A 14,731-nucleotide genomic window follows, 5' to 3' on the forward strand; every position below is an offset into this window, starting at 1 on the left:
TTGAAAATAATAATTATAGGGGCGTTACCGAAATCACTCACAAACTTCAGAAAAGAATTAATTGTGTCTTTGGCTAAACATAATGAAATTACAGCACTAGCCACAAACGCAACAAGAGCAGAAATAAATATTATTGAGGAGCTTGGTGCAAATTATCTAAACTATTCTGTACAGAGAAATGGATTGAATCCAATAAAGGATATCAAAACATACTTGAAGTTAAAAAAAATATTTATTCAGGAGAAACCTGATTTAGTGGTTGCGTATACAATAAAACCTATTATTTGGGGGGGACTAGCAGCTCGATTTTCAGGTGTTAATAATTTTTATGCCTTGGTAACTGGTCTGGGCTTTGCCTTTCAAAAAGGTAGCTTTATAAAAAATATATTAATGAAAACTGTAAAAGTTTTATATCGGTCTTCATTAAAAAATGCCAAAGGTGTTATCTTTCAAAACAAAGATAATATGCAAGTTTTTATTGATAATAAACTCATTGATAGTGAACGTTGTAGTTTAGTCAATGGCTCTGGTGTTGACCTATCACTTTTTTCTAAGTCTAAACTATCGAATGAATACTCTTTTCTATTAATCGCTCGCTTGTTAGGTGACAAGGGGATTAGGGAATATGTTAAAGCAGCAGGAATTGTAAAAGATAAGTTCCCTAACGCAATTTTTAATTTGGTTGGGCCGGAAGATCCATCACCTGACGGTATTTCTTTAAATGAAGTTACTTCATGGCATGATGAGGGCATTATCAACTACCATGGTGGGACTGATGATGTCAGGCCTTATATAGAAAAATCTAATATATTTGTTTTGCCATCTTATCATGAAGGTATGCCTAGAACTGTGCTTGAAGCAATGGCAATGGGAAGACCAATACTTACTACTAATGTGCCCGGTTGTAAAGAAACCGTTGTTAATGGTGAAAATGGTTGGTTAGTGGAAAAAGCAAATGTTGAACAATTAGCAGAAAGAATGATTTGGTTTATCGAAAATCAAGGAGAATGGCAACGTATGGGCGATAAAAGCCATGTAATAGCAATTGAAAAATTCGATGTTCATAAAGTTAATCAAGAGTTGTTAAAAATAATGGGATTGGATAAATAATGAAACGAATATTTGATCTTTTTATTAGTGTTTTTGCTTTGATAATTCTTTTTCCGATTGTATTGAGCACTGCCATTTTAGTGCGTATTAAACTTGGATCGCCAATATTATTCACCCAACAACGTCCTGGCTTGCATGGTAATTTATTCAAAATGATGAAGTTCCGCACTATGTTAGATGCAGTAGATAAAAATGGGGAGCAATTACCCGACGAACAACGTTTGACTTCATTCGGTGTTTTTTTACGGTCTACGAGCTTAGATGAGTTACCAGGTTTACTTAATGTAATTAAAGGTGATATGAGCTTAGTTGGGCCTAGGCCACTTTTAGTTGAATACCTGCCTTTATACAGTAAAACTGAATCACAGCGCCATAATGTGCGTCCCGGCATTACTGGTTGGGCGCAAGTTAATGGCCGTAATACGGTAAGTTGGGAGCAAAGGTTTTCATATGATGTATGGTATGTTGAGAATCATAGTTTTTGGATAGATATAAAAATATTATTTTTGACTATAAAAAAAGTTTTTGTACGAGATGGTATATCGCATTTAGCGTCAGAAGCAGAATCTAGGTTTAAAGGTCATAAATGAAATTTGTTGTCATAAATGATATTCATGCTAATTACTATGCTTTAAAAGAGGTAAGTAAAACGTTATCAACATTGAAGTTTGATAAATTGATTATCTTGGGAGATACCCTAACTTATGGTGTATTGGTGCAAGAAACGATAGATATATTGAAACAGTTTGAACGAGAATATAACTGTATATTTATCAAGGGTAATCATGACCAAATATATTTTGATATTCAAAATGATAAAGAATATCAATATAAGCCATTTCCATTCTTTATCAATGAGTCAGTACTATTCACTGCTGATAAGTTAACTAGTGACTTTGAGGGTATGTTTAAGTGGCAGGAATCATACCTTTGGAAAGGTGTTTTGTTTACTCATGCAAATATGTATAGATATGGGAATTGGTCTTACTTAAATACAGAAGATGAGTTTTTAAATAATTATAATGAATTAGAAAGGAGGAAACTTCGTGGCGCTGTTTTTGGCCATACTCATCGTGCAAAATATCAAATGTATCAAAATGGGGAAGCCCAATCTGAATTATTGGCGTTAACTGAAAAGGTTGAAATAACTTCATCGTTTTTATTAACAAATGGAAGTTTGGGACAACCAAGAAGCGCCGATGCTTCTTTTTTAATTTGTGAACTCAATGATAATATTTATACATTTGAATCTAAGATTATCAATTATGATGTAGAAGCTCATTGTAGATCACTGTCTGAGTCGAGTCTTAGTTTAGAAACACAAACAAAATTATTAAGTTTTTATAAATGAAGGGTAAAATGATAAATATTCTAGTTACAGGTGCTGGTGGTGGTGTAGGTCAAGGTATCATTAAATCGATTAAGTTAATTGATGATTTAGACATAAATGTTATTGCTGCCGATATGAGTCCACTGGCTTCAGGTTTATACGGTGGCGATGAAGCTATATTAGTTCCGGCTGCATCTGCAAGTGATTATTTTGATGTTATAAGTCAGATATGTGTAGAAAACAATATTAACTATTACTTTCCTGGCACTGATGTCGAATTATTAAAAGCGGCTGATTTTTCATCAGAGTTATATCAAAAATGTCAAACGGAAACCGCAGTGTGTCCTAAGGACGTTATAGAAATTGCGGATGATAAATATTCTACTTACAAATTTCTTGTAGATAATGGCTTTGATGCTCCTAATACAAGGTTCCCTAATGATGTCGATTTAAATAATTTACACTACCCTATAATTATTAAACCAAGGGTTGGTTGTCGTTCTATCGGTGTATATAAAGTAAATAATGCACAGGAGGCTAAAAATGCCATAGACTCTGTGGATGGTCCGGTTATACAAGAATATTTAGACGGTGATGAATTCACCTGTACGGTTGTGGCTGTTAAAGATAAGATCTCGGACGTTCTTTGTTTGAAACGTGATCTTCGTGCGGGAGACACTTATAGAGCTTTCCCTGAAAAAAATACTGTCATTGAAAGTTACGTAAAAGCCTTAGCATTAAAGCTTGGGATCTATGGGTCATGTAATTTCCAATTAAGACTTGATGATGGGGTGCCTAAGTTATTCGAAATTAATAGTCGTTTTTCTGGAACAACGCCTTTTTGCGCTCAACTTGGTTTTAATCCAGTAGAGTTTTACTTGAAGGCTCAATTAAATATGCCTTATGAAAGTGATATTAATTATGATGCTATGGTATTACGACACTGGACAGAGGTTGTTGTTTCTAAGTCTATATTAAATGAGAAGACGATTGCAAAACCCTTTAAAGTTGAGTCATTGAAAGTGTCGAGTATGATATAAATGCAAATTTTAGTGACTGGTTCTAGAGGTATGTTAGGGACAGAGATATGTTTGGAGTTAGAACTTCATAAAATTGATTTTATCAAGTACAGTCAATTTATGTCTTTAGATGATATTAAGTGGGTGGAAATCACTCATATTATTAATTGTGCGGCTGTTGTTCCTCATGCTAAAGAGACATTAGAGTCATATTGGACAGGTAACGTTGCTTTTGTATCCGAATTGTTAAAATACTCTACAAACAAACACTTTATTCATTTTTCATCTTTAAGTGAACAATATAAATTTGATGAATATCAAATAACAAAGTTACTTGGGTCAAATTTATTGAGTTGTAATAGCCATATTTTTTCAAGTTTACAAATTATTCCTGTTCCTACACTTGAAGATAAGTCATTAATCAACAGTTTAGTAGAGAAGTCAAAATATGAAAAAGTAACTGTTGATAGATTAAAGTATAATTTTATAGAAGTTAGTAGATTAGCAAAATTAATTATCAAATCTATCCAAAGCAATGAAAAATTTAATGTTATTGATAACTATATCGAAAAAGATCTATACGAAGAAGTTAAAAAACAAGCGAACCTTGAAAATTTATTTGAAGGTTCAACTATTGACCGTGGATCAGTTAATAATAGCTTAGTTACATTCTCTTCTAATTTACTCAACGATATTTCTAAAAAGTAAAACTTATGTTAAATACAAAATTCTCCCCGTGGCCTAGCTTTACCCCAGAAGAAGCTGATGCTGTACAAAACGTTTTATTATCTAATAAAGTCAATTATTGGACCGGCCAAGAAGGTCGTGAATTTGAAAAAGAATTCGCTAGTTTTGCTAATAGTAAATATGCCGTTGCATTAGGTAATGGCACCTTAGCACTAGACATTGCATTAAAGGCTATGAGTATAGGTGCTGGTGATGAAGTTATTACCACGCCGCGTACTTTTTTAGCTTCGGCTTCAAGCATTGTAACGGCAGGCGCAAAACCTGTATTTGCTGATGTTGATTTAAATAGCCAAAATATTACAGCTGAAAGCATTGAGGCCGTTCTAACTGATAATACTAAAGCTGTAATTGTGGTGCATTTAGCCGGCATGCCTGCTGAAATGGATGCCATTATGGCGTTAAGTGAAAAGCATGGTTTTTATGTGATTGAAGATTGTGCTCAAGCGCATGGCGCTAAATATAAAGGCCGTAGTGTCGGATCTATTGGTCATGTTGGCGCTTGGTCTTTTTGCCAAGATAAAATTATGTCTACCGGCGGCGAAGGCGGCATGGTTACTACTAATGATGAAACATTATGGAAAACCATGTGGGCGTATAAAGACCATGGCAAATCGTGGGATGCCATTTACAACAAGGAACATCCACCAGGATTTAGGTGGTTACATGAAAGTTTTGGTACCAATTGGCGTATGACAGAAATGCAAGCTGCTATTGGGCGTATTCAATTAACTCGCATGAATTCTTGGACTCAATCTCGCCAAGCTTATGCCAAACAACTAGATGAAGCGGCAAGTGCTTTTGATTTGGTGCGCTTAGTTGAAGTACCTGAATACAGTGAACATGCCGAATATAAGCATTATATGTTTATTAAGCCTGACTTTTTAGCTAATGGTTGGGATCGTGATCGCATTGTTAATGAAATTGTTGCTAAAGGCGTTCCTTGTTTTCAGGGGAGTTGCGCTGAAGTTTACTTAGAGAAGGCTTTTGATAATACGGGTTTTAGACCTGAAAAGCGTTTGTCTAATGCCGTTAAATTAGGTGAAACCAGTTTGATGTTTGTAGTTCATCCGACATTAACTCAAGCTGAAATTGATAAGACTGTTAGTGTTGTTAAGCAGGTGTTTGGTTTGGCTAGTAAAGGTTAGTCACGCTTGAAAGTTGTGGACTCAAAGAAATGCAGCATTGGCTATAATTACTAAGTTATATTAGTAGGAATTAATAACAATTAAAAAACCGGATTCCCGATAAGATACTTCGGGAATTACGGCTGAAGAGTATCGTGCTGTTAGATCTGGATTCAGGATAATGGCTCCGGTATTATCTAATAAGTAACTTCCACCTTACGTTGGTTTAATAGACAATCAGAATGCCGATAAGTTATTTTTGTGGATGTTGTTTTAATTGATAGCCGGAATAACTAAAGCAAAGGAAGTGGATCTTCGAGCAGATACTTCTAAGGTGACGGTTTGTAAGTTTGCAGATACAAGTCGTTATTGAACTATATTATCCGAAACAGTAAGTGAGACTTTAGAGTAAAAAATTTAGAACCTCGAATTCCATTAATACAAAAGGCTAATTATTGTGTAAATGTACAGAAATGGATTTCCCCGACCCCATAATAAAATCTGTTATAGGTTCTTTTTTTCAGTTAAATTTCAGTTAAATTTCAGTTAAATTTCTATCTTTTTAGTTTATACTAAGTCGTTCTGTAAAAAGAATATGTATTTTAATTTATAAAAGGAATTAGTTAGTGACTTTGATTCAATCAATTTTGAAATTACCACGCCCCTATAAGCGCGCCATTTCACTATTAATAGATTCAGTATTTTTATTTTTAGCCTTTTGGTGCGCCTTGTTTATGCGTCTTGAAAGCTTCTTTCCTCTATTTAAACAAGATTACTGGCTAGTTTTTTCCTGTGTGTTGCCGTTTAGTTTACTCGTTTTTGTAAAACTAGGTTTGTATCGTGCCGTTTTACGTTATATGAATATGCAAGCTATTTGGGCTATTGGGCTAGGTAGTATTTTTTCTGCGGTATTAATCATTGGTTTTTCTTACTTCTTTACAGCTAATATACCTCGTACTGTTCCTTTTATTTTCATGAGTTTATGTTTAATATTGATTGGTGGTTCAAGAGTTGGCGTAAGGGCGGTTATTAGCCACCCACGCTGGCATAAAAAAAACTCAGTCTTAATTTACGGTGCTGGCTCTGCAGGGCGTCAGTTATCAACCGCTTTATCACAAGGGCCTGAATATCACGCGGTTGCTTTTGTTGATGATGATGTTGCATTACAAAAAAGTGTAATTCAGGGGATTCATGTTTATGCTCCCGAGGCAATTCCAAGCCTTATTAAAAGTAAAAGTATAGAAAAAATATTACTAGCTATGCCCAGTGCTTCAAGGTCACGTCGCAAAGAAGTGTTGAGTAAAATTGAGTCACTCGGTATTCAGGTATTAACTATTCCTGGCATGGCTGATGTTGTTGACGGTAAGGCTAACCTTGAAGAGTTTAAAGATGTTGGTGTTGAAGATTTATTAGGCCGCGACCCAGTAGAGCCTAAACCTGAGTTAATGAATGCTAATGTCGCGGATAAAATTGTTATGGTTACTGGCGCTGGCGGCTCTATTGGCTCTGAATTATGTCGCCAAATTATTCGGCTACAGCCAGCTAAATTAATTTTATTTGAGTCGTCTGAATTTGGTTTGTATACCATTGATAAAGAGCTCAATGAATATAAATTAACACACGGTTTAATCGTAGAAGTATTGCCTATTATGGGCTCAGTGCAACGCGTTAATCGCATTGAAACGGTGATGAAAAGTTTTGCCGTTCAAACTGTTTACCATGCTGCCGCATACAAGCATGTACCATTGGTTGAGCATAATGTTGTTGAAGGTGTCAGGAATAATGTTTTTGGTACTTATTATGCAGCGCGTGCTGCCATAAACGCCAATGTTGAGACTTTTGTATTAATTTCTACCGATAAAGCCGTTAGACCTACTAATATAATGGGGACCACTAAACGTGTGGCTGAGTTGGTACTACAGGCGCTGTCTAAAACACAAGATAAAACGCGTTTTTGTATGGTTCGCTTTGGTAATGTTTTAGGTTCGTCTGGATCTGTGGTTCCTTTGTTTAGAAAGCAAATTAAGGGCGGTGGTCCGGTAACATTAACGCACCCAGACATTACTCGTTATTTTATGACGATACCTGAAGCCTCTCAACTTGTTATTCAAGCCGGTGCTATGGGCACAGGTGGAGATGTATTTGTACTTGATATGGGCGAGCCAGTAAAAATTTATGACCTAGCCTGTAAAATTATTCACTTGAGTGGTTTTTCGGTTAAATCTGATCACAAGCCTAACGGTGACATTGTTATTAAATGTACTGGGTTAAGGCCTGGTGAGAAGCTTTATGAAGAACTTCTTATAGGTGATAACGTTTCAGGGACTATTCATGAGCGTATTATGAGTGCACAAGAAGCCATGCTTGATTGGCATGAGCTAGAACCCTTGCTAAAAAAACTCGATAATGCCTGTCATGCGTTCGACCATGAGTTAATTCGTGAGATATTGCTTAAGGCCCCAACAGGATTTAACCCCACCGATGGAATCTGTGATTTAGTGTGGCTACAAAAAGAAAAAGAGCCAACAAAAACAGCTGAAATTATCGAATTGAAAAAAGTCACTTAATACGCCAGTATTTTAAAACTAATGGCTTGGTGTTTAAATGGTCATTAAACTGTGGATTTTTTTTGTTATGATGATTTAAAAACTATTCGGGATTGAATATTTGGCATAGATTTTTTAGTTATAGCATTACAAACCCTATGATTTTGTTGAGCCAAGTAACACAGCATCTGGCGCTATTTTTCTCTACGACCTCTTATTATCAATAGTTAGAATTAACCTTGTTAGGATTTATTAAAATGAAGCACCGTATTTTGTTTGTATTGGCTTTACTGCCTTGTTTTATTACTGCCGCTGAACCTGAGGCAACTATGTCTTTTCAAGGGTATAGCGGACTAATAAATACCCCTACAGCCACATTGTTTGATGAAGGTACGCTTTACCTTAAATACAGTAATCAAGTTGAAACAAGGGATGGTTATAGAAACGGAGATAATTACAACTTTGGTGTGGGCTTGTGGAAGTATATTGAAGTTTCAGCCCGGTTAGCTGATTACCAAGCCCCCAATGGTGGTAATAGCCCTACAGATCTATCAGCTAACATTAAAATAGGTATTCCTTTTATTCCAAAGGACTGGTTTAGTTTAGCGGTAGGTATTCAAGATCTGGGTGGCGCAGCGAACTATTTTGATGCTAAGTATGCTGTGGCGACAAAAAATATCCTAGAAGACGTTAATATTTCTGTTGGTATCGGACAAAGCGACTCAAACCAAGGGCGCCTTGATGGTGTTTTTGCGGGTGTTGAGTGGCAGCCTTATCAATGGGTAAAGCTTTCAGCAGAATATGATGCAGCTGATACTCAATTAGGTATGCATTTATCTTCACCTAAAAAGTGGTTGAGCAGCGGTATTCAATTAACTTCTGAACTACTTATCTCTAGTAGTAACGAAGCATTAAAAGATGATGTTTATTATGGAATAGGGTTAACTATACCGCTTGATTATGACGCAGGCACTCATTCATCGCACCCAAAAAGTAACTCGATAAACCATGGCAAAGGTGATGGTGGATTAGCACGAACGGGTGAATATGTAGCATTAGCTATAAATAATATTGAGTTAGATGATGCTTATCGCTCAGGTGCACTTGAGCGATTACGGTTAAGAAAATTACTGGTTAAAGGAGGTTTTGAATCAATCAGGGTCGCTGAAGCTGACGTAAATACGGTCTATGTAGAACTTGAAGATCACATTTATAACCGTAACAAAATAGATGGGCTTGGCGTTATTCTAGGGATTATAAGCAAAAACATACATCATAATTACTCGCACTTTACGTTAGTACTGAAAGAGCGAGAAATTTCAACTTTAGTCGTAAAAGGTAGTATTGCTGAATATGATGCCTTCTTAAGAGATGATAAGCCTTTAAAAATTGATATATCAACCGATACTTTTGCCACTGAGCGGTTGACATCGGAAGATGCTGATAATAGCAATAATTTTTGGCTAAAACCACGCTTTACCTTTTGGCCTGGAATAGCCTCCAGAGTAGGTACAGAGCTTGGCGTTTTTGATGCATCTGTAGCCTTAATTAGCCACGTTGAATTACCCTTATGGACTGGTGCTGCTTTAACCGCTGCACATGTTGCACAGTTTGCTGAAACCAAGAACTTTGAAGATGGTCAATATTTCGCTGATGATAAGCAAACAACAGGACTAAAAGAATATAGCTTTCATCAGACCTTTTCATTACCGTATTCGGTAAAAAACATGACTTTTTTTGGTCGCTATCGTGATACTTATAACTATGTAGCGAACGAAGCTCGTTGGCAAAGTGTTGGTGGTGCTCATAAATTAAACCTGTTCACGGCAATATATGAAAACCAATTAGTACCAACAGGCAGGGCTTACGCGGGGTGTAATATTTTAGCTTTGCGTTGTAGGTCGCCAAAAGAACCTGAACCAAGAGAGGTGCTTGTTGGTACGTATAAATATTATAACGCTCATCTTAATGCGACTGCTGAACTACAGGTAGGAAAATACTGGCAACGCGATAAAGGTTTAATCTTTAAAGTAGAGAGAATGTTTGGTGATGTGTCGTTAAATTTAACCTATAAAAATACAAAAATTGATGGTGAAGAAGCTAATCAATTTATTGGCCTTGGCTTTTCAATACCGTTAACACCACGTAAAGATTACAATAATAAATACTTCCAAGTAAGAGGCAAGCCTAAGTGGAATTATTCAGTGAATACGCTCATTGGGGAAAGCCAGAATAGATTAACACCAGGTACTGGCGATAACACTAAGCAGTTTTATAACCTTGATAGTGCCTTTTATAATCATGACCGTTTAGGCAGTGAATATATTTATGAAAATTCGAATCGCTTAAAAGAGGCGTATTATCAAGCGCGTTAATATGTTTACCATTATTAATAAAACCCAGTGATGATTTGAGTTGTTGGGAGTGAGATGAATTTGTAAATACAGATAAAACGGCTATGTAGCCGTTTTTTTGGTTATCGATAATTGAATTATTATTACTTTTTTTTAAGCTTGCTCTGAATACCTTATATGATTTTATTAAACTTATAGCTAACAACACCTGTCTTTAATTCTCGACCGTCGATATCTTTCTCCAAACTTATTTTTGGAGATAATCATGAGTATTACACTTAGCCAAGAACAATGACAAACCATCATTGAAGATCAGCAAAACGTTGGCTTAACTAAATCTAATGCAGTATAATTCGCAAGCTTTAATAGGGAAGTGTCCTATTGTTATTCAAATAGTTAAGTATGGAAAATCTGCAAGTGTCAAATCAGAATCAATCGGATCATAATAGTACTCAGCAATCCACTACATCGTTTTCTCCAGAAGTACTTTTGCTTGCTGAACAACTTGCCGAAAAAAACAACTCAGACGATGAAATTAACTTAGCCGAATTATGGCAAGCTATATGGTCAGGGAAATATATTATCATCGTTATTTCATTTATATTTGCTGTTTCATCTATAGCTTTTGCTTTATCAAAACCCGATACTTATAAAGCGTCGGTTTTACTAGCTCCAGCCTCATCAGATTCTGCCGGTGGAATGGGGGCTCTTGCCGGACAATTTGGTGGTCTAGCTAGTCTTGCGGGTATTAGCTTAGGTGGCGGTGGCACTGATAAAACGGCTTTAGCCCTAGAAATTATAAAATCACGAGCTTTTCTTGAAACCTTTATTATTAAACATGAATTGCTCGTACCGCTTATGGCCAGTGAAAATTGGGATAGAGCAACAGACTCTCTCGTTATTAATAAAGAACTTTATGATAGTAAAAATAAAAAATGGTTAAGAAAAGTCTCACTTCCTAAAATTTCAGCGCCATCTTCATGGGAAGCTTATCAACAATTTTTAAGCTTATTGACAATTTCACAAGATAAAGCAACAACACTAGTGACAATCGATATTGAGTTTTATTCACCTGATATTGCAAAAAAATGGCTTGTTTGGTTAATTACAGACGTTAACAACTTTATGCGAGAGCAAGACGAACAAGAAGCACAGTCGTCTATTGATTATTTAACGAAACAACTTGAGAAAATAGAAGTAAGTGCGATGGAAACAGTTTTTTATCAATTGATTGAAGAGCAAACAAAAAATATGATGCTAACTAAGGTTTCAGCAGAATATGTTTTAAAAACGATTGACCCTGCTCAAGTACCAGAAAAAAAGTCTGGCCCTAAGCGTGCATTAATTGTAGTACTAGGTACAATGCTGGGTGGTATATTGTCGGTACTTATCGTATTAATCAGACACTTTACTAAGAATAATAAATCGACTAAACCAAAGGACGAAAATTTAGCGTAAGCTAATATGAAATTATGATGGAAGTATTTATCTCTGCACTTACCGCTTTTTGCTTTGCCTTTATCGCAATTAAGTTTTTTAAACCGGTAGCAATAGAAGTTGGCTTAGTTGACAAACCAAGCGAACGAAAACTGCATGCCGGACATATTCCGCTTATTGGCGGAATTTCAATCTTTATAGCGGTACTTATGGCTAGTCTTTTATGGCTCCCTAATACTTTAGAACTTCGCATGTACCTCATTGCCTCAGCAATGATGGTTTTCATTGGTGCGGTAGACGACAAATTTGACTTGAAAGTACGTATTAGAATTATTGGCCAGCTTATTGTCGCAAGTCTGATGATTTATGGTGTAGGTGGTTATATTTCAAACTTAGGTGATTTGTTTGGTTTAGGTGATGTAACACTAGGCCCTGTAGGTATTATATTTACCTATGTCGGTATTATTGTTGTTATCAATGCTTTTAATATGGTTGACGGTATTGATGGATTGATCGGTAGTTTAAGCATTAATACTTTTACTGCTATAGCTATATTATTTATTATGAGTGGACAAAACGATTACGTGAGTTACCCGTTAATACTCGCTACGGCGACTATCCCCTATTTAATTTTTAATTTAGGTTTAGCGTCCAAAGCAAGAAAAATATTCATGGGTGACGCAGGAAGCATGTTCATTGGCTTGAGTGTTATTTGGTTGCTTACTATGGGGACTCAAAATGAAAACGCGTCATTTAGGCCTGTAACCGCACTGTGGATTTGCGCCGTACCATTAATGGATATGTTAGCAATAGTGGTACGTCGTTATAAAAATGGTAAATCACCATTTAAACCAGACAGAGACCACCTTCATCATATACTTCAACGAGTAGGTTACAGCTCTCGTAAAACTTTGCTTATTATCTCTATATCTGCAGTAGCAATGTCAATAATTGGTCTTGCGGGTGAATACTTTAATGTTCCGGATATCATTATGCTGACAGGATTTATTTTCATGTTTGTCTGTTATGTCGTGGTAATCAGAAAAATTACAAAATTTGAAAGAGTAAAATAGATAGGTATAATAAATAACTATCCCCCCATGTAGACTCTTATTACTTAACACATAAAGCAAAAAAGTAGACTGCATACCCGAAATTATTTTAGCTAGTCGAAGATTAAATGATGATATGGGAAGTTATTTAGCGACACAACCGGTGCAAAAGCTTTCTAGTAAAAAAAATGGTATGGATGAAGCGAAAATTTTAGTTTTGGGGCTCACCTTTAAAGGTGGTTTCCCCATATATGTAATACAAAAGATTATCGATATTGTTGATAAACTCAAAGACTTTAATATGTCCGTTGATGTTTATGATTCTTGGGCAAATCCTACAGAAGTTAAACAAGAGTATAGTATCGAAGCAATTAGAGCTGTAGGTAAAAATTAGTGTAGTTTACGACGTTAAGCATATTTTAGACAAAGACTCTTCAGATTTAAGGTTATAAAAATGAAAAATTTTGCCATGATTGGTGCCGCAGGATATATCGCACCGCGCCACATGAAAGCGATTAAAGAAACAGGTAACCATTTAGTTGCCGCATTGGATAAAAATGACTCCGTTGGTATTATTGATAGTTATTTTCCAGAGGCTGATTTTTTTACTGAATATGAACGTTTCGACCGTCATATAGATTTATTAAAAAGAAGCGGTACCCAAATTGATTATGTAAGTATTGCAACACCAAACTATTTACATGACTCTCATATTCGTTTTGCTTTACGAAATGATGCACACGCTATTTGTGAAAAACCTCTAGTACTGAATCCTCACAATATTGATGCTTTACAAATAGTACAGGAAGAAACAGGTAAACAAGTTTATAATATTCTTCAACTTCGTTTACATCAAAGTATCATTGATCTTAAAGCCTATGTTGCAGATGAAATTGCTAAAAATCCAAACAAAATTTTTGATGTTGATTTAACCTATTTAACTAGTCGCGGACACTGGTATTTTAATTCTTGGAAGGGTGATGATAATAAATCAGGTGGTATCGCAACTAACATCGGTGTTCATTTTTATGACATGTTAGGTTGGGTTTTTGGTGAGCTTAAACAGAATGAAGCTCATCTAAAACAGCAAGATAGTAGTGCTGGTTATTTAGAGTTTAAACACGCTAAGGTACGTTGGTTTTTATCAGTAAATTATGACTATATTCCTGAAGAAATAAAAGCTTCAGGTCAAAGAACCTATCGTTCAATCACGGTTGACGGTAATGAAATTGAATTCTCTGGTGGTTTTACTGATCTCCACACAAAAAGTTATGAGCATATTATTAACGGCGGTGGGTTTGGTTTGGAAGAAGCACGTAAAAGTATAGAAATTGTAAGCAGTATTCGTAATCAAGATATTGTAACAAATACTTCAGATATTCATCCTTTTGTAAGTAAAGTTTTAAGCAAATAAGAGCACTGTAATGGCGACATATTATAAACATGAAACTGCCATCGTTGATGATGGCGCTGTAATCGGCGATGACTCAAGGGTGTGGCATTTTGCACATGTTTGTGGACAAGCTCAAATTGGAACGGGAGTGTCTCTTGGACAAAATGTTTTTGTAGGCAATAAAGTTACCATTGGTAACAAATGCAAAATTCAAAACAACGTTTCAGTTTATGACAATGTTCATCTCGAAGATGAAGTTTTTTGTGGCCCAAGTATGGTATTCACTAATGTCTATAATCCACGCTCTGGTGTAGAACGTAAAAATGAATACTTAGATACGATCGTTAAAAAAGGCGCAACATTAGGTGCAAATTGCACCATTATTTGTGGCGTTACCATCGGCGAATATGCTTTTGTTGGTGCGGGTGCTGTAATTAATAAAGATGTGAAACCTTATGCTCTTGTGGTGGGTGTTCCGGCTAAGCAAATTGGCTGGATGAGTCAGTACGGTGAACAACTTGATTTGCCTGTTCTAGGTGAAGGAAAAGCCACCTGTCAACATACGAGTGCTACTTACCAATTAATAAATAATCAACTAATAAAAACATCTGAGTAAACT

The 14,731-nt window shown here is 35.8% G+C and carries 13 protein-coding genes; all 13 read left to right on the forward strand.

The window, feature by feature from the left end; genetic code table 11:
- The 13 genes from H4J67_RS02015 to H4J67_RS02075 all read left to right on the forward strand — a co-directional run bounded on the left by H4J67_RS02015 (position 1) and on the right by H4J67_RS02075 (position 14,728).
- Positions 1–1,110 carry a glycosyltransferase family 4 protein gene (locus tag H4J67_RS02015; RefSeq protein ID WP_182202714.1) on the forward strand — a complete coding sequence of 370 codons (1,110 nt, stop codon included), beginning with the start codon at positions 1–3 and terminating at the stop codon, positions 1,108–1,110.
- On the forward strand, positions 1,110–1,700 hold the full coding sequence (locus H4J67_RS02020; protein ID WP_182202716.1) for a sugar transferase: 591 nt from the start codon (positions 1,110–1,112) through the stop codon (positions 1,698–1,700). The genes H4J67_RS02015 and H4J67_RS02020 overlap by 1 nt, the downstream gene beginning before the upstream one ends.
- Positions 1,697–2,461, forward strand: a complete 765-nt coding sequence (locus H4J67_RS02025) for a metallophosphoesterase (RefSeq protein WP_182202717.1) — start codon at positions 1,697–1,699, stop codon at positions 2,459–2,461. The genes H4J67_RS02020 and H4J67_RS02025 overlap by 4 nt, the downstream gene beginning before the upstream one ends.
- Before the next feature lie 8 nt (positions 2,462–2,469).
- Positions 2,470–3,480: an ATP-grasp domain-containing protein gene (locus H4J67_RS02030; RefSeq protein WP_220471605.1), complete on the forward strand. Its 1,011-nt coding sequence runs from the start codon at positions 2,470–2,472 to the stop codon at positions 3,478–3,480.
- Positions 3,481–4,167, forward strand: coding sequence for a hypothetical protein (locus H4J67_RS02035; RefSeq protein WP_182202720.1), 687 nt, complete (start codon positions 3,481–3,483; stop codon positions 4,165–4,167).
- Between the two features lie 5 nt (positions 4,168–4,172).
- Complete coding sequence (locus tag H4J67_RS02040; RefSeq protein WP_182202722.1) at positions 4,173–5,351, forward strand: DegT/DnrJ/EryC1/StrS aminotransferase family protein; 1,179 nt, start codon at positions 4,173–4,175, stop codon at positions 5,349–5,351.
- 605 nt (positions 5,352–5,956) lie between these two features.
- Positions 5,957–7,897, forward strand: coding sequence for a nucleoside-diphosphate sugar epimerase/dehydratase (locus tag H4J67_RS02045; RefSeq protein ID WP_182202724.1), 1,941 nt, complete (start codon positions 5,957–5,959; stop codon positions 7,895–7,897).
- A gap of 236 nt (positions 7,898–8,133) precedes the next feature.
- The gene (locus tag H4J67_RS02050; RefSeq protein ID WP_182202725.1) at positions 8,134–10,251 is read left to right on the forward strand and encodes a YjbH domain-containing protein; all 2,118 of its coding nucleotides are present in this window, start codon (positions 8,134–8,136) and stop codon (positions 10,249–10,251) included.
- Positions 10,252–10,647: 396 nt separating this feature from the next.
- Positions 10,648–11,688 (forward strand): Wzz/FepE/Etk N-terminal domain-containing protein, encoded by a 1,041-nt coding sequence (locus tag H4J67_RS02055; protein WP_310740475.1) that lies wholly within the window; start codon positions 10,648–10,650, stop codon positions 11,686–11,688.
- Positions 11,689–11,705: 17 nt separating this feature from the next.
- On the forward strand, positions 11,706–12,740 hold the full coding sequence (gene wecA / locus H4J67_RS02060) for a UDP-N-acetylglucosamine--undecaprenyl-phosphate N-acetylglucosaminephosphotransferase (protein WP_182202729.1): 1,035 nt from the start codon (positions 11,706–11,708) through the stop codon (positions 12,738–12,740).
- A gap of 115 nt (positions 12,741–12,855) precedes the next feature.
- Positions 12,856–13,113, forward strand: coding sequence for a hypothetical protein (locus H4J67_RS02065; RefSeq protein ID WP_182202731.1), 258 nt, complete (start codon positions 12,856–12,858; stop codon positions 13,111–13,113).
- A 60-nt stretch (positions 13,114–13,173) separates the two neighbouring features.
- A complete protein-coding gene (locus tag H4J67_RS02070; protein WP_182202733.1) occupies positions 13,174–14,133 on the forward strand; it encodes a Gfo/Idh/MocA family protein in 960 nt (319 codons plus the stop codon).
- A gap of 10 nt (positions 14,134–14,143) precedes the next feature.
- Positions 14,144–14,728 carry an acyltransferase gene (locus H4J67_RS02075; RefSeq protein ID WP_182202735.1) on the forward strand — a complete coding sequence of 195 codons (585 nt, stop codon included), beginning with the start codon at positions 14,144–14,146 and terminating at the stop codon, positions 14,726–14,728.
- The last annotated feature ends 3 nt before the right edge of the window (positions 14,729–14,731 follow it).

Origin of the sequence: Colwellia sp. BRX10-4 (assembly GCF_014077465.1) — a bacterium.
GTDB lineage: Bacteria > Pseudomonadota > Gammaproteobacteria > Enterobacterales > Alteromonadaceae > Colwellia_A.